General features: G+C 60.4%; 22 protein-coding genes and 1 tRNA gene. 13 read left to right on the top strand and 10 right to left on the bottom strand.

Translation table 11 applies throughout. The features are described 5' to 3' along the window. Positions 1–52 precede the first annotated feature (52 nt). From ACLB1Z_RS01650 to ACLB1Z_RS01665, 4 genes are all read left to right on the top strand, one after another. A complete protein-coding gene (locus ACLB1Z_RS01650) occupies positions 53–742 on the top strand; it encodes a hypothetical protein (protein ID WP_409561752.1) in 690 nt (229 codons plus the stop codon). Between the two features lie 9 nt (positions 743–751). Beyond that, complete coding sequence (locus tag ACLB1Z_RS01655; protein WP_409561753.1) at positions 752–976, top strand: hypothetical protein; 225 nt, start codon at positions 752–754, stop codon at positions 974–976. 337 nt (positions 977–1,313) lie between these two features. Then, positions 1,314–1,556 carry a hypothetical protein gene (locus tag ACLB1Z_RS01660; protein WP_409561754.1) on the top strand — a complete coding sequence of 81 codons (243 nt, stop codon included), beginning with the start codon at positions 1,314–1,316 and terminating at the stop codon, positions 1,554–1,556. After that, positions 1,553–3,160 (top strand): recombinase family protein, encoded by a 1,608-nt coding sequence (locus ACLB1Z_RS01665; protein ID WP_409561755.1) that lies wholly within the window; start codon positions 1,553–1,555, stop codon positions 3,158–3,160. Before ACLB1Z_RS01660 ends, ACLB1Z_RS01665 begins: the two co-directional genes overlap by 4 nt. On the opposite strand, the gene ACLB1Z_RS01670 is transcribed toward ACLB1Z_RS01665, so the two are convergent. From ACLB1Z_RS01670 to ACLB1Z_RS01680, 3 genes are all read right to left on the bottom strand, one after another. Beyond that, positions 3,131–3,207, bottom strand: a tRNA-Arg gene (locus ACLB1Z_RS01670). The two genes, ACLB1Z_RS01665 and ACLB1Z_RS01670, sit on opposite strands and share 30 nt — an antisense overlap. Positions 3,208–3,367: 160 nt before the next feature. Continuing rightward, on the bottom strand, positions 3,368–4,882 hold the full coding sequence (locus ACLB1Z_RS01675; protein WP_409561756.1) for a sensor histidine kinase: 1,515 nt from the start codon (positions 4,880–4,882) through the stop codon (positions 3,368–3,370). 29 nt (positions 4,883–4,911) lie between these two features. Further along, positions 4,912–6,369, bottom strand: coding sequence for a dihydrolipoyl dehydrogenase family protein (locus ACLB1Z_RS01680; RefSeq protein WP_409561757.1), 1,458 nt, complete (start codon positions 6,367–6,369; stop codon positions 4,912–4,914). A gap of 371 nt (positions 6,370–6,740) precedes the next feature. Between ACLB1Z_RS01680 and rpmH the strand changes: the two genes are divergently transcribed. From rpmH to yihA, 4 genes are all read left to right on the top strand, one after another. Next, positions 6,741–6,875: a 50S ribosomal protein L34 gene (rpmH, locus tag ACLB1Z_RS01685; protein WP_024275086.1), complete on the top strand. Its 135-nt coding sequence runs from the start codon at positions 6,741–6,743 to the stop codon at positions 6,873–6,875. A 63-nt stretch (positions 6,876–6,938) separates the two neighbouring features. Further along, positions 6,939–7,337 (top strand): ribonuclease P protein component, encoded by a 399-nt coding sequence (rnpA, locus tag ACLB1Z_RS01690; RefSeq protein WP_409561758.1) that lies wholly within the window; start codon positions 6,939–6,941, stop codon positions 7,335–7,337. Between the two features lie 90 nt (positions 7,338–7,427). Next, positions 7,428–9,320: a membrane protein insertase YidC gene (gene yidC, locus ACLB1Z_RS01695; RefSeq protein WP_409561759.1), complete on the top strand. Its 1,893-nt coding sequence runs from the start codon at positions 7,428–7,430 to the stop codon at positions 9,318–9,320. A gap of 51 nt (positions 9,321–9,371) precedes the next feature. Next, entirely contained in the window at positions 9,372–10,028 is a 657-nt protein-coding gene (yihA, locus tag ACLB1Z_RS01700; protein ID WP_409561760.1) for a ribosome biogenesis GTP-binding protein YihA/YsxC, read from the top strand. Between the two features lie 3 nt (positions 10,029–10,031). Here yihA and ACLB1Z_RS01705 read toward each other — a convergent pair whose 3' ends face one another. Beyond that, positions 10,032–12,194, bottom strand: coding sequence for a Clp protease N-terminal domain-containing protein (locus ACLB1Z_RS01705; protein ID WP_409561761.1), 2,163 nt, complete (start codon positions 12,192–12,194; stop codon positions 10,032–10,034). Between the two features lie 289 nt (positions 12,195–12,483). Between ACLB1Z_RS01705 and argB the strand changes: the two genes are divergently transcribed. Together argB and ACLB1Z_RS01715 are read left to right on the top strand one after the other, a co-directional pair. Continuing rightward, a complete protein-coding gene (gene argB, locus ACLB1Z_RS01710; RefSeq protein WP_409561762.1) occupies positions 12,484–13,452 on the top strand; it encodes an acetylglutamate kinase in 969 nt (322 codons plus the stop codon). Continuing rightward, positions 13,452–14,195, top strand: a complete 744-nt coding sequence (locus ACLB1Z_RS01715) for a pyrimidine 5'-nucleotidase (protein WP_409561763.1) — start codon at positions 13,452–13,454, stop codon at positions 14,193–14,195. The genes argB and ACLB1Z_RS01715 overlap by 1 nt, the downstream gene beginning before the upstream one ends. Before the next feature lie 28 nt (positions 14,196–14,223). Here the strand turns inward: ACLB1Z_RS01715 and ACLB1Z_RS01720 are convergent, their stop codons facing one another. After that, entirely contained in the window at positions 14,224–14,982 is a 759-nt protein-coding gene (locus ACLB1Z_RS01720; RefSeq protein WP_409561764.1) for an SDR family oxidoreductase, read from the bottom strand. Positions 14,983–15,106: 124 nt separating this feature from the next. Between ACLB1Z_RS01720 and ACLB1Z_RS01725 the strand changes: the two genes are divergently transcribed. Further along, entirely contained in the window at positions 15,107–15,919 is an 813-nt protein-coding gene (locus ACLB1Z_RS01725) for a hypothetical protein (RefSeq protein ID WP_409561765.1), read from the top strand. 4 nt (positions 15,920–15,923) lie between these two features. On the opposite strand, the gene ACLB1Z_RS01730 is transcribed toward ACLB1Z_RS01725, so the two are convergent. The 5 genes from ACLB1Z_RS01730 to ACLB1Z_RS01750 all read right to left on the bottom strand — a co-directional run bounded on the left by ACLB1Z_RS01730 (position 15,924) and on the right by ACLB1Z_RS01750 (position 19,767). After that, positions 15,924–16,853 (bottom strand): 3-hydroxybutyryl-CoA dehydrogenase, encoded by a 930-nt coding sequence (locus ACLB1Z_RS01730; protein ID WP_409561766.1) that lies wholly within the window; start codon positions 16,851–16,853, stop codon positions 15,924–15,926. Between the two features lie 45 nt (positions 16,854–16,898). Continuing rightward, a complete protein-coding gene (locus ACLB1Z_RS01735) occupies positions 16,899–17,843 on the bottom strand; it encodes an electron transfer flavoprotein subunit alpha/FixB family protein (protein WP_409561767.1) in 945 nt (314 codons plus the stop codon). 2 nt (positions 17,844–17,845) lie between these two features. Continuing rightward, entirely contained in the window at positions 17,846–18,601 is a 756-nt protein-coding gene (locus ACLB1Z_RS01740; RefSeq protein ID WP_409561768.1) for an electron transfer flavoprotein subunit beta/FixA family protein, read from the bottom strand. A 327-nt stretch (positions 18,602–18,928) separates the two neighbouring features. After that, the gene (locus tag ACLB1Z_RS01745) at positions 18,929–19,510 is read right to left on the bottom strand and encodes a cob(I)yrinic acid a,c-diamide adenosyltransferase (protein WP_409561769.1); all 582 of its coding nucleotides are present in this window, start codon (positions 19,508–19,510) and stop codon (positions 18,929–18,931) included. A gap of 68 nt (positions 19,511–19,578) precedes the next feature. Beyond that, the gene (locus ACLB1Z_RS01750; RefSeq protein WP_013950485.1) at positions 19,579–19,767 is read right to left on the bottom strand and encodes a twin transmembrane helix small protein; all 189 of its coding nucleotides are present in this window, start codon (positions 19,765–19,767) and stop codon (positions 19,579–19,581) included. A gap of 231 nt (positions 19,768–19,998) precedes the next feature. Between ACLB1Z_RS01750 and ACLB1Z_RS01755 the strand changes: the two genes are divergently transcribed. Together ACLB1Z_RS01755 and ACLB1Z_RS01760 are read left to right on the top strand one after the other, a co-directional pair. Next, the gene (locus tag ACLB1Z_RS01755) at positions 19,999–21,588 is read left to right on the top strand and encodes a murein hydrolase activator EnvC family protein (protein ID WP_409561770.1); all 1,590 of its coding nucleotides are present in this window, start codon (positions 19,999–20,001) and stop codon (positions 21,586–21,588) included. Further along, complete coding sequence (locus tag ACLB1Z_RS01760; protein WP_409561771.1) at positions 21,588–23,036, top strand: S41 family peptidase; 1,449 nt, start codon at positions 21,588–21,590, stop codon at positions 23,034–23,036. The genes ACLB1Z_RS01755 and ACLB1Z_RS01760 overlap by 1 nt, the downstream gene beginning before the upstream one ends. The last annotated feature ends 6 nt before the right edge of the window (positions 23,037–23,042 follow it).

The raw sequence follows: 23,042 nt of genomic DNA on the forward strand, positions 1-23,042 counted from the left end.
TCCCACCGACCGGGGTGGTTTTGGACGAAATATCCAGGAGACATGGTCAAATATGCGTTTGCGAAAGGATGAGATTATAGAGGGCGTTCCTGCCAAAGTTTTGCGTGACGCGCTCCGGCAGTTGACGGAGAGTCGGGCTGATCTGTCGTGGTACGAGAAAAAATTTGGTAGAATCTCGGATGATCCGAAAGCGCTTGTCACTCGGTTGCTGGGTTCGGGTTACTTGGAGCGCGTCGACGGATATTTTGTCCTTTCCTCCAAAGCTTTGCAATTAAGCTCCGCCCGGTTCCTCAAACCTATTAGCCGCGACGAGGCGATGGTACGATTTGCCCGCGCACTGGGGCGCGTCGAACAGATGAGGGACGACGATCGGTTCGTTTTTTGGATTTCGAAACTGATTTTGTTCGGAAGTGCTGCCGATCCCAAAGCCAACGATTGCGGGGATGTTGATATTGCTGTCGAGGTTTGCCTAAAGCCAAAATACCGACAAGCGCCTCTTGCGGTCTGGAGGGAACTGACCGCCGATATCGCGTCCGAGCTTGGCTATGCTTGGCCACGAGGGCGGACGAACTCGCTTCTATTTCCCGGAACCATTTGTTTGAGGTTTCTTAAAAGCGACGACAACTGTCTTTCGCTGCACGACGTCGGAGAGATAAAGCAGTTGGGTATAGATGCCCGAAGATATGTAGACCGCGGCCGCTTATTGCGTTCGGCGCGAAACCTCATCCGCAAATTACAGTAGGGCACAGCAATGAAAAAAGCGAAGCACTTTAGCCTGCAGGATATTGACGAGGCACAAATGTGTATCCGCCAACGTCAATTGTTGATGAAAGTACGACGCTTTCTAAACAAGCACGAAGCTAGCGAAGATTTTATCGAAGCGGTAGATCAGGCCCTTGAGGACAATGAGCGATGGGCCATTCCTGACGTCGAAGACGCACTTCGAAGCGGTTTAATAAAGGTCGGAAGCTCGTGACCTGTGAGCCTCATGAGCTTAAGTTCCAACTCCATAGTTTCTAGCGCGGCAATTGAGGTGGCCGGCGGGTCAGCAACAAAATTTGTATATTGCGGCGAACAATCCGACGATTGCGACCGTTTGGAGTATCAGCGCTCGATAAATGGATGTTGTTAGCTCCGCGATTTTCGAATCGAGGGAAGCGTCCAGGTGCTCCTTGGTCAAGAACTTATCTTCAAGCATGATTGCCACTTCGCACTGCTCTGATTGCTTTTCTAGCTTCCGGGTGGGTCGCAAACGATACCACTGCTTGCCTACACAGTAGTCGACAATCGATTTTATCCCTAGAGACTGAGAGGTGGAACAGACACCTCACAATCTCGAGTTAGCAGATGCCGATCGGAACCAGACATCCGATGAGGTTTCTCCAACTGCCTCTGAAAGCGCGACGACAAAGACGGTCTTCGAAGGCTACACTATTTCATCAGATTTGCCACAGACGCTTGTTCCAACTCGAGACGAGATAGCTTTACTCCGGGCATTTCTAGCAAAAGAGATCGACGCTATCCTGTTCGACCAAGATAAACAGAACCCACGATGACAACCGCCGCAATTTATGTTCGGGTATCGACAAGTAGACAGGCCGAACGCGATCTTTCGCTTCCGGATCAGATTGCCCAGTGCCGGGCATATTGCGACCAGCGTGGCTGGCAGGTCGTCGAAGTCTTCTCAGAGCCTGGAGCGTCTGCGCTGGATGACGACAGACCGGTTTTCCAGGAAATGATCTACAAGGCGACTCGGATCGAGCGGCCTTACGATTTCGTCGTAGTTCATTCACTAAGTCGCTTCAGCCGCGACGCGCTTCACTCGGAGCTTTATGTCCGGCAGTTGCGTAAGGCCGGCGTCGGACTCGTTTCGATCACGCAGGACATTGGGCAGGATGCAAGCGGCGAGTTCATCCGCAAGGTCCTAAACGTCTTCGACGAGCATCAGTCCCGCGAGAACGCAAAACATGTGCATCGCGCGATGTTGGAAAACGCCAGACAAGGTTTCTGGAACGGCTCGCAGCCGCCGTACGGCTATGCCACAGAAATACAGGAGCGCCGGGGTACAAAAGATAAGAAAGTGCTCGTCCTACGCGACGACGAGGCGCGTATCATGCGGTTGATCTTCAACCTCGCGATGGGGACAGAAGGCCGACCGATGGGGGTCAAGGCAATTGCGACCTATCTCAATGAGCGCGGCATCACTCGCCGCGGCCGGCGCTTCTCGACTGGAGGCGTCCACGATCTCCTGACATCGTCAACCTACTGCGGTCGGCATCAGTTCAATCGCTTCGATAGCCGCAACGGACGGCCACGTCCGCCCTCTCAATGGGTCCAAGTTCAGGTTCCGGCGATCGTCGACGAACAGACTTTCAACGCCGTACAGGCCCTATTGCAAAGTCGAAACCCGAAGCGCGTTGCGCCTCGGATCGTCAATGGTCCGACGCTATTGGCTGGCGTCGCCCGGTGCGGACATTGCGGGGCCGCTTTAATTCAGAACACCGGCAAGGGCGGTCTCTACCGCTACTACGCCTGTTCGCGGAAACTCAAAGAGGGAGCGACGGCATGCCGGGGCCTGCGCATGCCGATGGACCGGCTCGATCAGATCGTCATCGACGAGGTTAGCGCTCGTGTTCTGCACTCAGATCGATTGAGCGATCTGCTGAAGGCCTATCTCAAATCGGCAAACAGCAGGTCCGCTGACATCAAGGAGCGGCTAAGCAGACTTCGGCAGGCGTATAAGGACGCCGAAGCTGGAATTGCCCGGCTTCTGACACTCGTCGAGCAGGGCGTCATGGATGCCGAGGATGGTAGTCTCAGAGAGAGGCTCGTCGGCCTCAAAGTTCGACGCGACGAGCTGGGAGCGGAGGTTGCCGATCTGCAAAAGCGCCTGGCGAACGGCGAGCCGGCTATCACTCCAGACAAGATCGCGGCCTTTGCGGCTTTGCTGAGTGATAAGCTCCAAAACGGGCCGCCGGACTTCAGGCAGGCATACGTTCGACTCACCATGCAAGAGGTCAGTGTCGGAGATAAGGAAATCCGCATCTCGGGCTCTAAGGCCCTTCTGGCACGGGCCGCATCCAACGGTCTTGATAAAACCGCGCTCGGAGTTCTCTCTTTTGTTCAGGAATGGCGCGCCCGAAAGGATTCGAACCTCTGACCCCCAGATTCGTAGTCTGGTGCTCTATCCAGCTGAGCTACGGGCGCTTTTTTCGTTGCGATTGGGGCCGGATGCCCATCCGGCCGTAAGGCCGGGCAACGAAGGAACCCTCTCTAGTGGCTCACGGCGGCGAGCGCAAGACCCCTCTTTCACAAGCATCGTGACGTCTCGCCGCGCTCGCGCGTGAAAGGCTGATCTCCGGCTTGCTCAGTCAACAGGTCGGTCCGGCAACTCGATGCGAAAGCGGGCGCCGATTTCGCTGTCGACGAGCGTCAGGCTGCCGCCGTGGGCCTGTACAAGCTCCGCCGCGATGGCGAGCCCGAGGCCGGTGCCGCCCTTCTTCGTCGAAGCCTGAAAGGCCTTGAAAAGGTTCTCGCGTGCCTTCTGCGGCACGCCTGCGCCGTTATCCATCACATCGATAATGACCTTGCGGCTCTCGCGGTGGGCGATGACGCGCACCTCGCCATCCGTTTTGCCATCGATACTCTCGATGGCCTGCACAGCGTTGCGGATGAGGTTCGAGAGGACGCGGAACAGGTGCTCGTGGTCCGCATCAATCAGGAGTGCAGGGTCGATGTCGGTCGTGAAAGCGACGGTGCCTTCCCGCGGCAGACCCTGGCTGTCGGCTACCTCGTCGATGAGCGGTTTCAGCGGCATCAGTTCGCGCCGGGGCGCGGCCTCCGATACGCCGCCGAACTTGAGCGACGAATTGCAGAACTGAATGGCGCGGTCGAGCGAGGCGATCAGCTTCGGCACGAAGCGCTGCACGGTCGGATCGGGAATGGCGACGAGGCGATCGGAGATCAGCTGCGCGTTTGCCAGCATATTGCGGAGATCGTGGTTGATCTTCGAGACGGCCATGCCGAGTTGCGCGAGGCGGTTCTTTTGTACGAGCAAGCTCGAAAGCTGGCGCTGCATGCTTGCGAGTTCGCGCTCGGCAACCCCGATTTCATCGCGGCGGCCGGTGTCGGGCATGATGCGGCTTTGGTCTTCGGGGTTCTCCGAAAAGTGCAGCATGTTGGTCGTGATCTGCGTCAGCGGCTTCACGAACAGGCGGCTCAGCGCGAAATAGACGACGACGGCCGTCAGCAGCGAAAGGATAATCGAGAGCCACAGGATGTTCATGCCGTAGCGGATCATCGCGGCTTTCAGCGGCGCTTCGGGAATGACGATCTCGATCAGGCTATTGTTGTCGGGGCCGCTGTGGCCGATGACGCGGATGGTGCGATCGTTCGATAGCAGGGTCGTCACGGCGTCGCGCGCCTGCTCGATGTGCGTCGACAGGCTTTGCCAGAAGGAATTGGATTCGGGCGGCAGGTAATAAACGTAGTCGATCGAAAGGTCGCCGTCGGGCGGATAGACAAGACGGCGTTCGTTGACGGTGCGCGAGGCGATCGCCTTCACTTGTGCAGTTCGGAGAAGGTCGGCGCGCAGAGCCGAAGGGATTTGACCTCCTGGGAACGCATCCGATGCCAGTGCTGCAAGCTGGGCGGCCGTCAGGCGTTCCTGCAGCCAGGTCACGCGATAGCTCGATATCGATGGCAAGAAGATCAGGGCTTCGGCGACCAAAACGAAGATGGCCGTCAGCAGAATGAGTTTGGTCGGGAGGCCACGGCTTTCCCAGAAGCGCGCCACGGCACGCCACGGCGCCATGAAGACGGAAGCCGCTCCCTTGGCGTCCTTGTTGTTTTTATCGTCGCCGTTGAAAATTGCGCGCTGCACTGGACCGAGCATCTCCTACGCGGAGATCATTAACCGAGCTTCGCGAGCAACGCGATGACTTTACGCAAAAAGGGGTTACTCGGCACTGTTGCAAAGTAACGGATCGCCGCTTTTTTGCTGATCTCGGAAAACGTCGGATAGGGCGAGATCCATTGCGTCATCGCTTTGATGTTGAGGCGCTGGGAAATGGCGAGCGACCACATCTGAATGATTTCTCCGGCTTCGGCGCCGACGACGGCCGCGCCGAGAATTTGGCCGCGCTTCGTCGTGATGACTTTAATGTGGCCCTCTGTCTTACGCTCGATCTGAGCGCGGTCATTTTCGTGATAGGGCCAGCGCAGAACATTGACGCGGCCGTATTTAGTGCTGGCCTCCGCCTCGCTCAAGCCGACGCACGCGAATTGCGGTTCGGTGAAGACGACGCGCGGCGCGGAACGGCCAACCGTTTTTGCCGACTGACGAAACAGGGAGCGGCGAAGTACGACGTCGGCCTGCTCGGCGGCAACGTGTGCGAAGCGAAGGCCGCCTGCGGCATCGCCTATGGCATAGACGCGCTTGTTTGTGGTCATCAAGCTTTCGTTAACTTTGATCGCGTTGCCGGCGACTTTGATGCGGGCGTTGTCGAGGCCGAGGTCGGCGACGTTGGCTTTGCGGCCTGCGGCGACGAGAATGGCTGAGCCTTCGATCCGTTCCGTTTCGCTTTCGTTGCCTGCGATCTCGACGGCGACATTGCCGACCGTGCCGGAGACGCGCGTGATGCGGACGCCTTCGAGGAATACGATGCCTTCCGCGGCAAGCTGCGTCAGCAACACGACGGCCAATTCAGAATCTTCATCGCCAAGCGCGTGGGCAGCGTCGATGACGGTGACGCGGGAGCCGAGGCGCCGATGGGCCTGCGCCAGTTCGATGCCTGTCGTCCCGGCGCCTATGACGATGAGATGCGGAATGGGCGCGTTGTTATCGAAGATCGTCTCGTTGGTGAAATAGGGAACGTCGGCCAAGCCCGGAATTAGCGGGATGATTGGCGAAGACCCCGTTGCGATGACGAAGCGGCGCGCGGAGATGCGATATTCGCCGGCGGCAACTGTGGTCGGGTTCAGGAATTTGGCGGCGGCGGAAATCACCTGGATGCCCATGCCGCCGAAGCGCTCGACCGTCGTGTTCGGCGCAATGCGGGCGATGACGTCGGTGACGTAGCGGTTTACTGCCGCATGATCGATCAGCGGTTCGACACCGCGAATACCGAAGGGCGATGCGGTCCGCATATCTTGGGCGCGCTTGGCGGCGGCCAAAAGAGCGTTGGCGGGAATGCTGCCGTAGTTGAGGCCATCTCCGCCCATCTTGTGTTTTTCAATGAGCACGACACGCTGTCCGAACGCAGCTGCCGTCGTCGCGACGGCGACGCCACCCGCGCCAGCGCCGATGACGCAGAAGTCAGCATTGACGGTGTGCGTCTCGGGATGGGGTTCGACAGTATCCTTGGGCATGGAGAAAGGTATCCGGTCATCGCGGGGCCATAGCGATTAGATTAATACGGCGGCGCGACTTTTCACGCTGGAGATCGGGCCTATCCCCTGCCGGAAATGGGGGGATACGAGCAGATGTCGGCCAATTTCGACGATGTGCAAATGCAAGCGGGCGGCGTTTTCTATCGTTGGCGCGCGCACGGCCTGCGTTGACTTGCCCGCGCAGCCCCACTATAAGAGCCCGAATTCCGGAGACATGCGCAATCGGCTGGGGTTTTTGCCCAGGCGGCGCGTTTTTGTAAACATCGGAAAAATAATAGCAATTATGCTGCTTGGGCCGGCGCGGTAAGCGCCTGGACCGGTGGCTTTGAGAGACTTGGACGGAGACTTCCGTGAAGCGCACATATCAACCGAGCCGCCTTGTCCGCAAGCGCCGCCACGGATTTCGCAAACGCATGCTGACGGCCGGCGGTCAGAAGGTTCTGGCACGCCGTCGCGCGAAGGGCCGCAAGCGTCTTTCGGCCTAATCGGGTCTAACGCCTAGGCCCCGCTGCCCGCGTCTTGCGGCTCTGGAGGCTGTCATTCCTATTTTGCCAACGCTCAAGGCGCGATCCGAATTTCTCGCTGTCCGCGGCGGTCGGCGTCAATCCACGCCGGCATTCCTGATCGAAATGCGCGAACGCTCCGCTGCCACCCCGCGTGGCGGCGGCTTTGTCGATTCTGCGGGGCCGCGCTTCGGTTTCACGATCACCAAGAAAATCGGTAATGCCGTTACGCGGAACCGTATCCGCAGGCGTCTCAAAGCGGCATTCGCCGCTGAAACCAAGGCGAAGAGCCTGGGCGCCTGCGATTATGTCGTGGTCGCTCGGCATGCCGCGCTTGACCGGCCGTTCGATCTGCTGCTCGGCGACGTCAATCGGGCGCTCGCCGCATTGCACAGTGTTAAGTCGCGCCACGCCGACCGAACTGACAAAAAAGGGTCAGCGTGACTGGGTGTCTTCTTCCCTTTATGACCAGTTTCCTCCATCGCTTCCGGGCAACAAAAGGCCTGAAGAAGCCCGCTCCAGTTCGAGGATTTGATGAGCACGCCTAGCGATCCAAAAGACCAGAACAACCTGATCATCGCCGTAGTGCTGTCGATCCTTGTGTTGATCGGTTGGCAGTATTTTTTTGCAGCACCGCAGATCAAGCACGAGCAGGCGAAGCAGGCTTATAACAAGCAGCTCGACGCGCAGAACAAGGGCACGGCGACATCGGAAAGTCCGCCGAACGTTGCGAACGCTCCGATCGCGGGACCGTCTGCGAGCGTACCGGCGAGCGGCCAGCCGACGACTGGTCTGCCGGTTAAATCACGCGAAGAAATTTTGAAGGAAACGCCGCGCGTACCGATCTCGACGCCGTCGCTTGAAGGCTCGATCGATCTCAAGACCGGCCGCATCGATGACCTCGTGCTCCGGAAATATCACGAGACGGTCGATCCCAACAGCCCGATGGTAACGCTGCTGTCGCCTGCGGGGTCGTTCGATCCCTATTTTGCGGAGTTCGGCTGGGTGCCGCAGGTCGGTTCGACGATCAGGGTGCCGGATCGCGATACCGTCTGGAAAGTCGAAAGCGGCGCGAAGCTGACGCCGGAGACGCCCGTTACCCTCGAATGGGACAACGGCCAGGGCGTCATCTTCCATCGCATGATTTCGCTCGACAAAGACTACATGTTCAAGATCGTCGACGAGGTCGAGAACAAGACGAGCAGCGATATATCGCTGCTGCCGTATGCGCGCGTGCATCGTAGCGGCCATCCGCCCGATCACGCTTATTATGTTCTGCATGAAGGTCTCGTTGGCGTTTCGGGCGATCACGGCCTGATCGAGGACACCTACGCCAACGCCGTCAAGGAAGGCGTGCCGCGCACGTTCGAAAACGTCGTCGGTGGTTGGCTCGGCATCACCGACAAGTATTGGGCGACGGCGCTCGTTCCCAATCAAACGGCGCCCTATCGCGCCATGTATTCAGCGCTTCCGGCGCGCGATCCGGCAGGCCGCGATGCTTTCCAGACCGACTATCTGCTCGGCGCGGTAACGGTTCCGCCCGGCGAGCGCAAGGGCGTCGAAGGCCATCTTTTTGCCGGCGCCAAACAAGTGTCGCTGATCGACGGGTACGAAAAGGCGCTCAACATTCTGCGCTTCGACCGGCTGATCGACTGGGGCTGGTTCTATTTCATCACGCGGCCGCTCTTCAGCCTGATGGAGATGATCAACGGTGTGGTGCACAACTTCGGCATCACCATTCTCGTGCTGACCGTGATCGTGAAGGCGGCGTTCTATCCGCTCGCGAGCAAGCAGTACGAGAGCATGGCGCGCATGAAGAAGATGCAGCCGGAAATGCAGCGGATCAAAGAGCAGTATAAAGACGATACGCAGCGTCAGCAGAAAGAGATCTTCGATCTCTACCGCACGCAGAAGATCAATCCGCTGGCGGGATGCTGGCCGATCCTCTTGCAGATCCCGGTGTTCTTCGCGCTCTATAAGGTGCTGTTCGTCACCATCGACATGCGTCACGCGCCGTTCTTCGGGTGGATTCACGATCTGTCGGCGCCGGATCCGACGACCGTGTTCAACCTCTTCGGTCTGCTGCCATATGATGTGCCGACGTTCCTGCACATTGGTGCGTGGCCGCTCGTCATGGGCATCACGATGTGGGTTCAGATGCAGCTCAACCCGCCGCAGCCCGATCCGATCCAGCAGCAGATCTTCCAGTTCATGCCGGTGATGTTCACCTTCCTGCTGGCAAGTTTCCCGGCCGGTCTGGTGATTTACTGGGCGTGGAGCAACACGCTGTCGATCTGCCAGCAGCTCCTGATCAACAAGAGGAGCGGCGCGGAGATTCATTTGTTCGGGAATCTTAAGCGCGCGTTCGCACCATTGTTACGACTATTCGGGGCGAGCGGCAGTGGTACCGGCGGCTCCGGCAAGTAGCTTTTCTCAAAGGCCCGGCTCGTTCCGGGCCTTTGCAATTGGAGCCTGGTCATGGCTGAAACAGATACCCTATCGGCAGATGAGATCGAGAATGGACGGCGGCTTTTCACGCGCGCGTGGACGTTCTCGCGCGGCACGCCCGATCTCGATCATCTCCCGCCCGACGACCGCCCGGAAATCGCGTTCGCAGGCCGGTCGAATGTCGGCAAGTCGAGCTTGATTAATGCGCTTGTCGGACAGCTTCGATTGGCGCGCGCCTCGAACACCCCGGGCCGCACGCAGGACCTCAACTTTTTCACCGAGCCCAATGACGAGCTCTATCTCGTCGATATGCCGGGCTATGGCTTCGCGGAAGCGCCAAAGGACAAGGTTGCGGCGTGGAATAAGGTGCTGCGCGCCTATCTCGCTGGGCGGCGGACGCTTCTGCGCGTGTTCCTGCTGGTCGATGCGCGGCACGGGCTGAAGCCGGTCGATGATGAGATCATGGCGCTGCTCGATGGCGCCGCGGTGTCCTATCAGGTGGTGCTGACGAAGGTCGACAAGATCAGCAAGACCGATCTCGAAAAAGTCGCCGAGCGGACGCAGAAGGCGCTCGCGAAACACCCGGCGGCGTTTCCTCAGCTCATTCTGACGTCGTCGGAAAAAGCCCTGGGCTTCGAAGAGCTGCGCGGAACGATCGCGCAGCTGCTTGCATCCCACGGCAGCTAAGGCTCAGTGGCCGAACTTCTTCATTAACGTCGTCACGATCGCCATGCCTGACTCGCCGAACGTCGCGAGCGCGCCGCCGATCACGGCTGCGACCGTCCAGCTGAAAATGCGAACGACGGTGCGGCCGATGTTGGCGCGAACTTTCACTTCGACGATCTGATCGGGAAGCGCCGTTTCAGCGGCAACGCCGTCAGCGCCGATCGAGCGTGCCGAGACGATGATCTGGAGATCCGACCAGCCGCGATACTGCGGCGTGATGTTGAAGCGCCAACTCGCGAAATCATCGCTCGAATAGCCGAGATTGCTCTCGATCCACTGCGTCTCAGGCGAGGTCGATTCGATATAGAAGCCGCCATCGGGCGCGCGGATGCGGACCGACATCGCCTTCGTCACGGCGACGGTGTGCTGCCAGACCTGACCGCCGCCGTCGAGACCTTCCGTCAGCGCCTTCACGGACGATTTCGCGATGCGGATCTCGGCGCGAACGGTTTTGCCGACGCGCATCGAGCGCGGAATGTTTTCAGCAAGCTGACCGGTTTCGACGTTCGCGCCTTTGCCACGCTTCGGTGCGGGAGCGCGGCGCTGGGCTTGCGGCGGTGCCGGCGACTGCGGCGCTGTAGGCGCGCCGATCGGTGCGCCGGGACGAAAGACTGTGTCCTGCCCGAGATTCGGTCGCTGACCCTGGATGGGTGCAGGCGCGGCGCCCGGAGCGCTCATTGGATGCGCGCCCATCGGGCCTGTTGGCGACAGGCTCGGTCCGGGCGGCCCGAATTGCGGCGATCCGCCTTGCATTGGGGCTGGTCCTTCCGGACGCGTCCGGCCCGATGCCGGACCACCTAAGCCCGGCGCTGGAATGGGCGGCGGCTGGACGGACGAGGGCTGTGGGCGCGGCGGCAGATCGAACATGCCGCGCTGGTGTGGAGGGGCGGCGCCTGGATTTCCAGTCGGTCCAGGAGTTGCCGATTGCTGGCCTCCGGCCGGCTGATAGGGCGACGGAAAAGCTTGTGGGCCCTGCGGCGGCGCACCGGAACCAGGTTGTTGCCGTGAGGGCAGCGGTAGGGATGGCTCGCGCGGATACGGCGCCGGGGCAGTAATTTGGCCTGGCCCGGACGGCGTCATGCCGGGACCCGGGCGTGGTCCCGCACCCTGGCCGGGGCCATGATCCGAGGCAGGAGTGGGCCCCCCGAACGATGGTTCATGCCGCGGTTCTGGCCTCGGCTCGCTGACGCCGGTCGGCAGACGCGGTTCCTGAGAGGCGGGTGACGGTGCGGAAAACGGCCGCGACGGCATGGGCGCAGGCTCGGCTGCAGCCGGAGACGGCCTTAAAGGTTCGGCTTGGTGCGGCTCTGCACCGGGGCCGGCGTCGAACGAATGCGGTGCCGGCGGACCGATCGGCTCGCCCTGCTCCCCGCTGGACGCTTCCCGGCCAAATGGCCCGTCGAATGCGGGGGTCTGAGGAAATGGCGGCGCTGGGATGGGATCTGGGTGTTGGGACTGCTCCGGAAACGCCGCTTGCGGAGAGGGATCGTGCGCCGACGGCGGAGCGACGGGCAGCGGATCGGAGCGCTCGGATAACGGATGCCGCGGCATGTCCTTCATGATGTCGCGCAGAGACGGCGCGGAGCGCGACTGCACGCGTTCGCGGGCGCGGGCCAGGACGTCGTCGGCGACGGGCGGCTGGGGCTGTTGTGGCGGCGCCGGTGCTTCACGCGGCGGATTGAGCGCAGCTTGAAGCGCACGAATGGCGTTTTCGAAGGTCAAGCCGTGCGCTTCGAGGATTTCAGCGGCGACGCTTCGGGCATCGCCGACGATGGCTGCGAGCACGATGGCGCCGTTGATGTCACGCCTGCGGCTGCCACGCGCGGCGGCCGCCGCGGCTTCGAGAATGCGGCGAACCTCGGCCGAGACGCCGAGCGAATCCTGCGGCGGAGCGCCGCTCGGAGTGCCTTCGAGCACGCGGGAAATGACGTCGCCTTTGATCCGTTCACCGCTGATATGGCTCGCGTCGAGCACCGCAACGGCATCGGGATCGTCACAAAGGGCCGCGAGCAAATGCTCAAGCGACACCTCTGACGCCCCCGTCGCGCCGGCAAACTCGGCGCCGCGCGCCAGCGTTGCCGCCAGTTCAGACGACATCGGGATTTGGGTAATATCTGGTGCCGTCACGCCCACGACATCTCCTGAAACGAAGGCCAAGACGGGCAGACTGGCCAAGACTCGTTGCGATAGCGTGTCGAAAACACACGCTGATGGCAAGGTTATAGCAATGGCACGCGCGTTGGCAGGCCGAGAATGGTTTTCGTCCCCAGATGGCGGGCGTTTACCTGCGTCAGGACCGCCCGCAGGGCAGCAACGCCTGGAAATCCATTGAGACCCGCCACCGAGCCGCTATAAGACCGCGACAACGCGCCCGGCTCCCCGCCAGGCGGTGCATTTTGGCCATAGGGGGAAACTCGTGACGTCAGCGAAACCTCTCTCGGAAAAAGTTGCCGCAACTCAAGCCGCTTCGTCGGCCGAAAGTCCGCTGACAGCGCATCAGCAGGCGCGCATTCTCGCGGAAGCGATTCCGCACCTCATTGATTATGACGAAAAGAACGTCGTCATCAAATTCGGCGGTAACGCCATGGGCGATGAGGCGCTGTTCAAGGCGTTCGCGCAGGATATCGTCTATCTGAAGCAATCGGGCATCAACCCGATCGTCGTGCACGGCGGCGGGCCGCAGATCGGCAATATGCTGCAGAAGCTCGCGATCAAATCCGATTTCGTCCACGGGCTACGGGTAACCGACAAGCCGACCGTCGAAGTCGTCGAGATGGTGCTCGCGGGCAAGATCAACAAAGAGATCGTGTCGGCGATCAACCGGCAGGGCGGCAAGGCCGTCGGCATCTCGGGCAAAGATGCCAATCTGATGATCGCGAAAAAGATCACGGAGATGCCCGATCCGCAGTCGAACATCATGAAGCATGTCGATATCGGGTACGTCGGTGATCCGCTGGAAGTTAATCCGCATATCGTTGAAGTGATTTCGAAGTCCGATCTCATTCCGGTCATCGCGCCGGTTGCGATCAGCCGCGAAGGCGAGACGCTGAACGTCAACGCCGATACGTTCGCTTCGGCGCTTGCGGCGCGCATGCAAGCCAAGCGCCTCTTGCTGCTGACCGACGTCACGGGTGTCCTCGACGAGAACAAGCAGCTCATTCCGAGTCTAACGATCGACGAAGCGAAAGCGATGATCAAGAAAGGCGCGATCTCGGGCGGCATGATCCCGAAGATCGAGGGCTGCATCGAAGTCGTCGAAGCAGGAGTCGAGGGCGTCGTCGTGATCGACGGGCGGGTGCCGCATTGCGTGCTGCTCGAACTCTTCACCGAGCATGGCGTCGGCACCCTCGTCAAACGGGCCGAGCGCAAGAAGGGCCGCAGCTAATGGCAGCTCCGGCAGGACAGGCAGGCTTGCCGGCTGCAGCCATGACGCGACCTGGTTTCGATCACGTCGAGACGTGGATCTTCGATCTCGACAACACGCTCTATCCGGCGTCGTGCGATCTGTTCGCGCAAGTCGATCAGCGCATGAGCGCCTTTATCGCGAAAACGCTGGGTGTGCCGCGTGAACACGCCCGGCATTTGCAGAAGGCGTATTACCGGCAATTCGGCACGACGCTCGCGGGCCTGATGAAGGTGCATAAACTACAGCCAGGACCGTTTCTCGAATACGTGCACGACATCGATTTGTCGGTGGTGCCGGAGTTGCCCGATCTTGCCGTGGCGATCGCCGCGCTGCCGGGGCGGCGGTTGATTTTCACCAACGGCTCACGGCGGCATGCCGAGAACGTGGCGCAGAAGCTCGGCGTGCTGCATCTGTTTGAGGATATCTGCGATATCGCGGCGCTGGATTATGTTCCGAAGCCGGAGCGCGAAGCGTTCGACAGAATGCTGAAGCTTCACGCCGTTTCCGGCGCGCGTGCGGCGATGTTTGAAGACATGCCGCACAATCTGGAACCGGCGTCGAGCCTCGGCATGACGACGGTGCTCGTTCATTCCGACTACATCGACCATCCGGCGCAATTGAAAGTGCGCGAGTGGCGCGAGCTTCCCGAGCACGTGCATTACCTGACGCGGGATTTGACGGGTTTTTTGACGACGGAAGCGAAGCCGAAGCTCTCTCGCTGAAGCAGAAGCGGATAGTTTGGATTTTATATCAACCCCGGCCGATGAAGGGCATCGTGGTCGCCATCAGCGTCATAGATTGAACATTGGCGTCGAGGGGCAGGTTGGCGATGTAGAGCACGGCATCCGCCACATGCGAAACGTCCATGCGCGGTTCGACCATGGTCGAGCCGTTTGCTTGCAAAATGCCGCTGCCCATCTTTGATGTCAGGTCAGTTGCGGCGTTGCCGATATCGATTTGCGAGCAGGCGATGTTGTCGGCGCGGCCATCGAGAGAAAGAGACTTCGTCAGCCCAGTGATGGCATGCTTCGTTGCCGTGTACGCCACCGAAAACGGCCTCGGGACTTGAGCCGAAATCGAGCCGTTGTTGATGATGCGGCCGCCTTTGGGATCTTGCGCCTTCATAATGCGAACGGCTTCGCGGGCGCAGAGGAAACATCCCGTCAAATTTACATCGACAACGCGTTTCCATTCGCTGAGCGGCAGTTCGTCGATCGGAACGCCTTGCGTGAAGGTGCCGGCGTTGTTGAAGAGAAGATCGAGGCGGCCGAACGTTTCGCGGGTTGCGTTGAAGGCTTTTGCGACCCCCGTTTCATCCGCGACGTCAGCAGGCGCGATGAGGCATTTGCCGCCGTCCTGCGTTGCGGCGTCCGCCGTTTTTTGTAGTTCATCGACGCGACGGCCGAGCAGCGAGACGTCAAAGCCGTTGGCCTGAAGTTTCAGGGCCACTGCGCGGCCGATGCCGGAGCCTGCGCCCGTCACCAAAGCGACGCGCTTCGTATGAACCATGTTTTTATTCCATCCCAACGGCGTTGGCGCTGCATAGCGTGGAATGTCCGCAGGCGCCAGTTTCTGGCGTCGGGCCGCCATGCTAAAGGTGCGCCGGACCTGAGCGGTGCGTGGGGGCACGATCATGACCGAGGCGGGAATGGCAAGCGCGCGTTTTTGCGCCAACTGCGGGACGGCACTGCAAGGAAAATTCTGCACTTCCTGCGGGACCCAAGCGGCCGCGGCGTCAGCGCCGGCGCCAAGCTCCGAAGGCTGGGGCAGCCTGTCGTCGGAATTTTTCAGCTCGCATGGCCGCAACGGTATTCTCTCCGTCGGGCTGTCGTTTCTGCGCCATCCTGTCGATACCATCATCCGGTTGACGGACGATCCGACCTATCGCTCGCAGTGGGGTTTTCTGACGGCCACGGTCGGTGCGCAGATGACCCTCATCTATGTGTTGCTGCCGCGCGCCTTTGCGGCGCTGTTTCATGTGCCCAACACGGCGAACAGTTCGGCGGTCATCACGAACGAGATCGTGCAATACGTCGGCATGGCGATCCTGACGCCGATCCAATATTACGTTTGCCGGTGGCTCGGGACGCGGAAACGGTCGCCGATGTCATATGTGAAGCTTTGCGTTTTGAGCGTCAGCTATGGCGCGCTGATGTCGAGCCTTGTCGCGATCTTTTTCTTTTTGCTCGCAGTCGGCTTGCTGAAAAATGGAACTGCCGTCGATCTCGGAACGCTATGGCAAGGGTTGGCGGTGCTGACGCTGATTGCCATCCTGGTGTTCGTCACCGAAAGCCATCGGCGGTTCTGGGGGATGGCATGGCCGATCGCGATTGCCGTTACGATTTCGATCGCGGCGCTGTCGTGGCTGGTCGTCTATCCGGGGCTGGGGGCGCTGATCGAACGCGGCGGCGTTGCTGGCGCGGTCAGCGGGCTTTTCGGAAGTTGATGTTTTAGCGCGTCGGGACGGGCTTCTCGCCGCGGTAATCGTAGAAGCCGCGCTTGGTCTTGCGACCGAGCCAGCCGGCTTCAACGTATTTCACGAGAAGCGGGCAGGGGCGGTATTTCGAATCCGACAGGCCTTCATAAAGCACCTGCATGACGCTCAGGCAGGTGTCGAGGCCGATAAAGTCGGCGAGTTCGAGCGGGCCCATTGGATGGTGGGCGCCAAGCTTCATCGCCTTGTCGATGGCTTCGACGGTGCCCACGCCTTCATACAGCGTGTAGACGGCCTCGTTGATCATCGGCAGCAGAATGCGGTTGACGATGAAGGCCGGAAAATCTTCCGATACGGCCGTCTTCTTGCCGAGGCTTTCGACGAAGGTCTTGGCTGTAGCAAACGTCTCGTCTTCCGTCGCGATGCCGCGGATCAATTCGACGAGTTCCATCAGCGGCACTGGGTTCATGAAGTGCATGCCGATGAAGTCTTCCGGGCGGTCGGTGCCGGACGCCAGACGCGTAATCGAAATCGATGACGTGTTGGACGCCAGCATCGCCGTCGGCTTCAGGTGCGGACAGAGCGCGGCGAAGATCTTGTGTTTCAGGCTTTCGTCTTCGGTGGCCGCTTCGATGACGAGATCGCAGTCGCCGAAGGCTTCGAGCGTCGGCGCAAACGAGATGCGTTCAAGCGCCTGATCGCGGGCTTCCTCGCTGATAAGGCCCTTGGAGACCTGGCGCGCCATGTTCTTTGTGACGACCTCAATGCCCTTGTCGTAGGACTCTTTCTTGAGGTCGTTGATCGCGACCGAATACCCCGAGAGGGCCACGACGTGGGCGATGCCGCTGCCCATCTGGCCAGCGCCGATGACGCCGACCTTGCTGATCGTCCGGGCAGGCTGGACGCTGACCTTGCCTTTTTCCATCAGCTTCTGAGCTTGCGACATGAAGTCGGGTCCTCGCGGGTTTCGATGTTGTCTAGCGCGTTTATCTCAGGCCTTGGCTTTCTGCAGTTCGGCATCAAGCTCGGGCAGCGCCTGGAACAGGTCCGCGACGAGCCCGTAGTCGGCGACCTGGAAGATCGGCGCATCGCCGTCCTTGTTGATCGCAACGATGACTTTGGAGTCTTTCATGCCGGCGAGATGCTGGATGGCGCCGGAGATGCCGACCGCGATATAGAGATCGGGAGCGACAACCTTGCCGGTCTGGCCGACCTGCCAATCGTTCGGCACGAAACCGGCATCGACGGCAGCACGCGAAGCACCCATCGCGGCGCCGAGCTTATCGGCAATCGGCTCGATATACTTCGTGAAGTTCTCGCCGTTGCCCATGCCGCGGCCGCCGGAAATAATGATCTTGGCGGACGTCAACTCCGGGCGATCCGACTTCGACAACTCGGCCTTCTCGAAGGTCGAGATGCCCACGGCAGCCGGGGCCGAAATCGTCTCGACGGCGGCAGAGCCACTTTCGGGCGCGGCCGCGAACGCAGCGGTGCGGACGGTGATGACTTTCACCGGTTCGGCCGACTGCACGGTCTGGATGGCGTTGCCGGCATAGATCGGACGCTCGAACGTGTCGGGCGAGACGACCTTGGTGATGTCGGAGATCTGCATCACGTCGAGTTTGGCTGCGACGCGCGGCAAAACGTTTTTGCCGAACGCCGTCGCGGCGGCGACGATGGCGGAATAATCCTTCGCAATCGACAGGATGACCGCGGCCACCTCTTCCGCCAATCCATTGGCGAGCTGAGGGGCGTCCGCGACGAGAACCTTCGAAACGCCTGCGAGCTTGGTTGCGGTCTCGGCGGCGCTACCAACGTCGGAGCCAGCAACCAGGATGTGGACGTCTCCGCCAAGGTCCTTCGCCGCGGAAAGCGCTTTGGCAGTGGCAGGTGCGAGTGTCTTGCCGGAAAGTTCGGCGAGGAGAAGTGTCGTCATGATTAGAGAACTCCCGCTTCGCTTTTCAGCTTCTCGACCAGCTCTGCAACGCTGCCGACCTTGACGCCTGCTTTGCGCGTCGCCGGTTCGGCAGTCTTCAAAACTTTGAGCCGCGGTGCGATGTCGACGCCGAAGTCTTCCGGCTTCTTGACATCGAGCGGCTTCTTCTTGGCCTTCATGATATTCGGCAGCGACGGATAACGCGGCTCGTTGAGCCGCAGATCAGTCGTGACGATCGCCGGCAGGTTGAGCTTGATCGTTTCCAAGCCGCCATCGACTTCGCGCGTGACAGTGATGGAGCCTGCTTCCGGCACGACTTTCGAGGCAAACGTGCCTTGCGGCCAGTCGAGCAAGCTTGCGAGCATCTGGCCCGTCTGATTGCTGTCGTCGTCAATCGCCTGCTTGCCCAGGATGACGAGATCGGGCTTTTCGGCTTCGACCAGCGCTTTCAACAGCTTGGCGACGGCGAGCGGTTCGACGACGGCGCCTTCAGGCGTTTCGATCAGAATGGCGCGGTCGGCGCCGATGGCAAGCGCGGTGCGCAGCGTTTCCTGAGATTTGGCCGATCCGATCGAGACGGCAACGACCTCTTTGGCGCCGCTTTTTTCCTTAAGGCGCACAGCCTCTTCGACGGCGATTTCATCGAACGGGTTCATCGACATCTTGACGTTCGCCAGGTCGATTCCAGAGCCGTCCGGCTTGACGCGAATTTTAACGTTGTAGTCAACGACGCGTTTGACCGGCACTACGATCTTCATGCCTTCCGCCAGATCCTCTGGCGCTCCCCTGTTTGTTGTTTCCCGCGCTTCGGACGAACGCGGGTTTCTCCACAGTGCATTTCCGCTCGCGGGTCGAGCGGGACGCGCCCGCGGGGTTCAAGTTCCAGCAAAAAAGCGCGATTTTCGCAACTGCGAAGAGCGAAAGCTAAGGTTGGGTTGGGTTCAAGTCAATCGTCGCTTGCGTCGCGGCGGAGGTTAACAAGGCCAGCCTTGGATAAGTCTTTCGCCTAATGGCGGGCGTCATCTCTTAGAATATTGCGAAGCTTGGGATTGTGCCGATTTGCCCATGCGTGCAGGGCTTTGGCGTCAGCGATTTTTCCCCGGAACCCACAGGATATCGCCCTTGCCGCGGTCGTTGACGTAGCGGCTTGCGACAAAGAGGAAGTCGGAAAGACGGTTGATGTATTTCAGGGCCGGCGCGCTGACCGCTTCGCCGGGCACGGCGGCCAGTTCGACCATCATCCGCTCGGCGCGGCGCGAGACGGTGCGCGCTACGTGCAAGGCGGCGCCTACGGGCGTGCCACCGGGAAGAATGAAGGAGCGCAGAGGCGTCAGCTCGGCATTCATCTGATCGATCTCGGCTTCGAGGCGCGTCACCTGGGCATCGGCAACACGAAGCGGCTCGTATGCCAGCTTTTCACCCTTGTCAGGAACGCAGAGATCGGCGCCGAGATCGAACAGGTCGTTCTGGATGCGAAGGAGCATGGCGTCGACGTCAGGTTCGCTCCCGGCGAGGTGGGTACGAGCGACGCCGACGGCCGCGTTTGTTTCGTCCACGGTGCCGTAAGCCGCTATTCTCGGGGACGTTTTCGGGACGCGCTCGCCCGTTCCTAGTGCCGTCGTGCCGGCATCGCCGGTCTTGGTATAGATGCGATTGAGTACGACCATCGTCTCAAATCCGGTTTATCTTGTTTCGCCAAAAATCGGCGGTGACGCCCCGAAGGGCACTTCGGCCATTAGTGGGTCACAATGACGTAGGCAAGAATAATGAGAATCGCGACGAACTGGAGCCCGACGCGCCATCGCATCAGCTTCTGGCTCAGGTTGGGGCTGCTGCCGCGCATCATGTTCCACAAGCCCAAGAGCAGGACGATCAGAACGGCAAAAACGGCAACCGTAGTGGCATGATAGAGAAAATATTGCATTCAGCCTGTCCGCAGCGAAATCGAACGATGTGCTTAAGCCTTCCGGAGGGGCAGGGCAATCTGCAAGTGGCCAAGGCGTCGAAGACTGTCCGTCCGCATAGCATTACGCATTTGAAATTTGCTCTCCGCTGCAAATCCCTTAATTTTTCAGCCGCATCATTCGCACAACCGGTTTCAAGGCGGGCGAGATCCGTCCTTACCGGTCCTATGCGCCCATCAACCTGAGGCCTCGTGTCAAAGAACCAACCTGCGTTGCGGACGTTTCGGCCTCGCATCGGCGACGTGAGCGGACGCGTGGGTTTTGCCGGCGTGCTGGCGCTGTCGTTCGCGCTGCTGCCGTCGCCGCTGTTCGCCGAGGATCCGCTGCCGACCGATGCCGAGACGGCTAAGCGCGTCCTGCAGGAAAAGAAGCACGAGCTCGACGTTAACGCGGCCAAGGAGCTGACGATCCAATCGGACGTCGCGCAGCTCGATGCGGAACGCGAGCAGTTGAATGGCCGGCTTATCGATACGGCTGCTCTCATTCAGCGCAGCGAAGGCAAGATGACCGCGATCGAAGGCCGGTTGTCGGAACTCGAAGAGCAGGAGCGGATCGTTCGCGGCTCGCTGGCGCAGCGGCATGTCGAGATCGCGGCGCTGCTCAGTGCGCTTCAACGCATGGGGCGCAACCCGCCGCCGGTTCTCGTGACGCGACGCGAGGATGCGCTCAAGATGGTTCGCAGCGCCATGCTGTTGTCGTCGGCGTTTCCGGGGCTCAGAGATCAGGCGGTGGCGCTTGGGACGCAGCTCGCCGATCTGCAGCGCGTAATGGGCAACATTCGCACCGAAGGCGCGCGACTTCAGGCCGAGACGGACCGGCTCAATGAAGCTCGCACTCGGCTCGCGAGTTTGATGGAAGCCAAGAAGCTGACGTTGCAGGACCGGAAATCGCAGCTTGCGTCGGTGCGCACCGCGACCTCGGACATTTCCAAGAGTGTCACAAGCCTTTCCGATCTCATCAACAAGCTCGACACGGCCGTTTCTGAAAAGACCGGACTCGGCACGTACGATGAAGAGCTGAAAGCGCGTCAGCGGTCGCAGGGCCAGCAGGTGGCGTTGGCTGCTCCGGCATCGGGACCGCAGATCATCAAGCCGCCACCGGCCGACGACGCTGCGGTCAAAACTGCCAAGGTCGCCGAGGCGACGCCGTCGGTGCAGCCTGCGCCTCCGCCTGCAACAGCAGCGAAAGCGGCAACGGCCGCCGCGGCGTCGAAGGTTGTGGCTCAAGGCACGCAGCCGGCGTCTGCCGCCACTGCCCCCAACGGCCAGAAGGTTGCGATGGTTGAGCTTGAGCCGGGGGGAGCGTCGCTCATTCCCGGTAGCCCGGGCCGCATCAAACCGGCCATCCCGTTTTCGGATGCGCGCGGCAAACTGCCGTTACCGGCCCAGGGGCGGCGGGCCCTTGGATTCGGCGAGAAAACGCAATTTGGCGGACAATCCAAGGGGATTGTCATCGAGACGCGGTATTCCGCCCAAGTTACGTCGCCATGCGATGGCTGGGTTGTCTACGCTGGCGAATTTCGCAGCTATGGGCAACTCTTGATCATTAATGCAGGCGACGGCTATCATGTTCTGCTCGCGGGCCTATCGCAGATCGATGTTCAGCCGGGACAGTTCGTACTGACCGCAGAGCCCGTCGGTACAATGAGTGGTGGTCAAAAGAATTCGTCGTCCGCGACACCAGTAAGCGGACCCGTATTATACGTTGAACTTCGTAAAGATGGACGTCCTATCGATCCCGATCCCTGGTGGGCATCAGGTCAGCAGAAGGTACAAGGCTAATGCGCAAGACAGACTATGCATTCTGGACATTCCTGCTGATGACGGGTTTGGCCGGAGCGACAACGCTCCTGAATGTCACCCAGACGTACTCGGCGACGTCATCGCAGAATTCCGAACTCTATAAGCAGCTCGATCTTTTCGGCGACGTTCTTGAGCGCGTTCGCTCCGATTACGTCGACAAGCCCGACGATACGCAGCTTATCGAATCGGCGATCAACGGCATGCTGTCGTCGCTCGATCCGCACTCGTCTTATATGAGCCCGAAGAATTTCCGGGATATGCAAGTCCAGACGCGCGGCGAGTTCGGTGGTCTCGGCATCGAAGTGACGATGGAGAACGGCGTTATCAAAGTCGTTTCGCCGATCGACGATACGCCTGCATCCAAGGCCGGCCTGATGGCCAACGACCTCATCACGCATCTCGACAACGAAGCCATCTCGGGCCTGACGCTCGAGCAGGCAGTCGAGAAGATGCGCGGTCCGGTCAATACGCCCATTACGCTGACGATCGTCCGCAAGGGCAAAGATGAGCCGTTCGACGTCAAGGTCGTCCGCGACGTGATCCGCATCAACCCGGTTAAGTCGCATGTCGAAGGCGATGTCGGCTACATCAAGATCTCGACCTTCAACGAGCAGACGCACGCCAATCTCGTGAAGGCCGTCGAGACGCTCGACAAGGAAATTGGTCCGAACATCAAGGGCTACATCATCGACCTGCGCAACAATCCGGGCGGTCTTCTCGATCAGGCGATCGCGGTGTCCGACGACTTCCTGGAGCAGGGCGCGATCGTGCTGACCAAGGGCCGCAACAACGAAGAGACGCAGCGTGCGAACGCGCGTCCCGGCGATATCAGCGACGGCAAGAAGATCGTCGTGCTGATCAACGGCGGTTCGGCTTCGGCGTCTGAAATCGTTGCTGGTGCTTTGCAGGATCACAAGCGTGCGACGGTCATCGGCACCCGCTCGTTCGGCAAGGGTTCGGTGCAGACGATCATTCCGCTTGGCGCCAACGGTGCAATCCGTCTGACGACGGCGCGCTACTACACGCCGTCGAACCGGTCGATCCAGGCTAAGGGCATCGATCCGGATATCAACGTCGCCGAGGCTGTGCCTGATGACCTGAAGGACAAGATCGCTGCTGAAAAGCCGCGCGGTGAAGCGAGCCTTCGCGGCCATCTGAAGAACCCGAGCAATCCGGACCAGACGAAAGACGACGATCTGGCGGAACCCTCGGGCTCGCCGTCCTACGTGAACAAGGACGCGGCGAAGGATACGCAGTTGCAGTACGCAATCTCGTTCCTCGACGGCAAGGCGAAGGGACCGGAGACGTCCAGCGCGGCGCCGTCTCCTTCGGACACGCCGGCCGCCAAGCCGTCGACCGACGCTGACGACAAGAAGGCCCCGGCCGCACCGTCGTCCGACGACGACAAGAAGGTGACGCCGAACTAAGGCCAC

The sequence above is a fragment of the Hyphomicrobium sp. MC8b genome, assembly GCF_905067615.1.
In the GTDB taxonomy this organism is placed as follows: Bacteria; Pseudomonadota; Alphaproteobacteria; order Rhizobiales; family Hyphomicrobiaceae; genus Hyphomicrobium_B.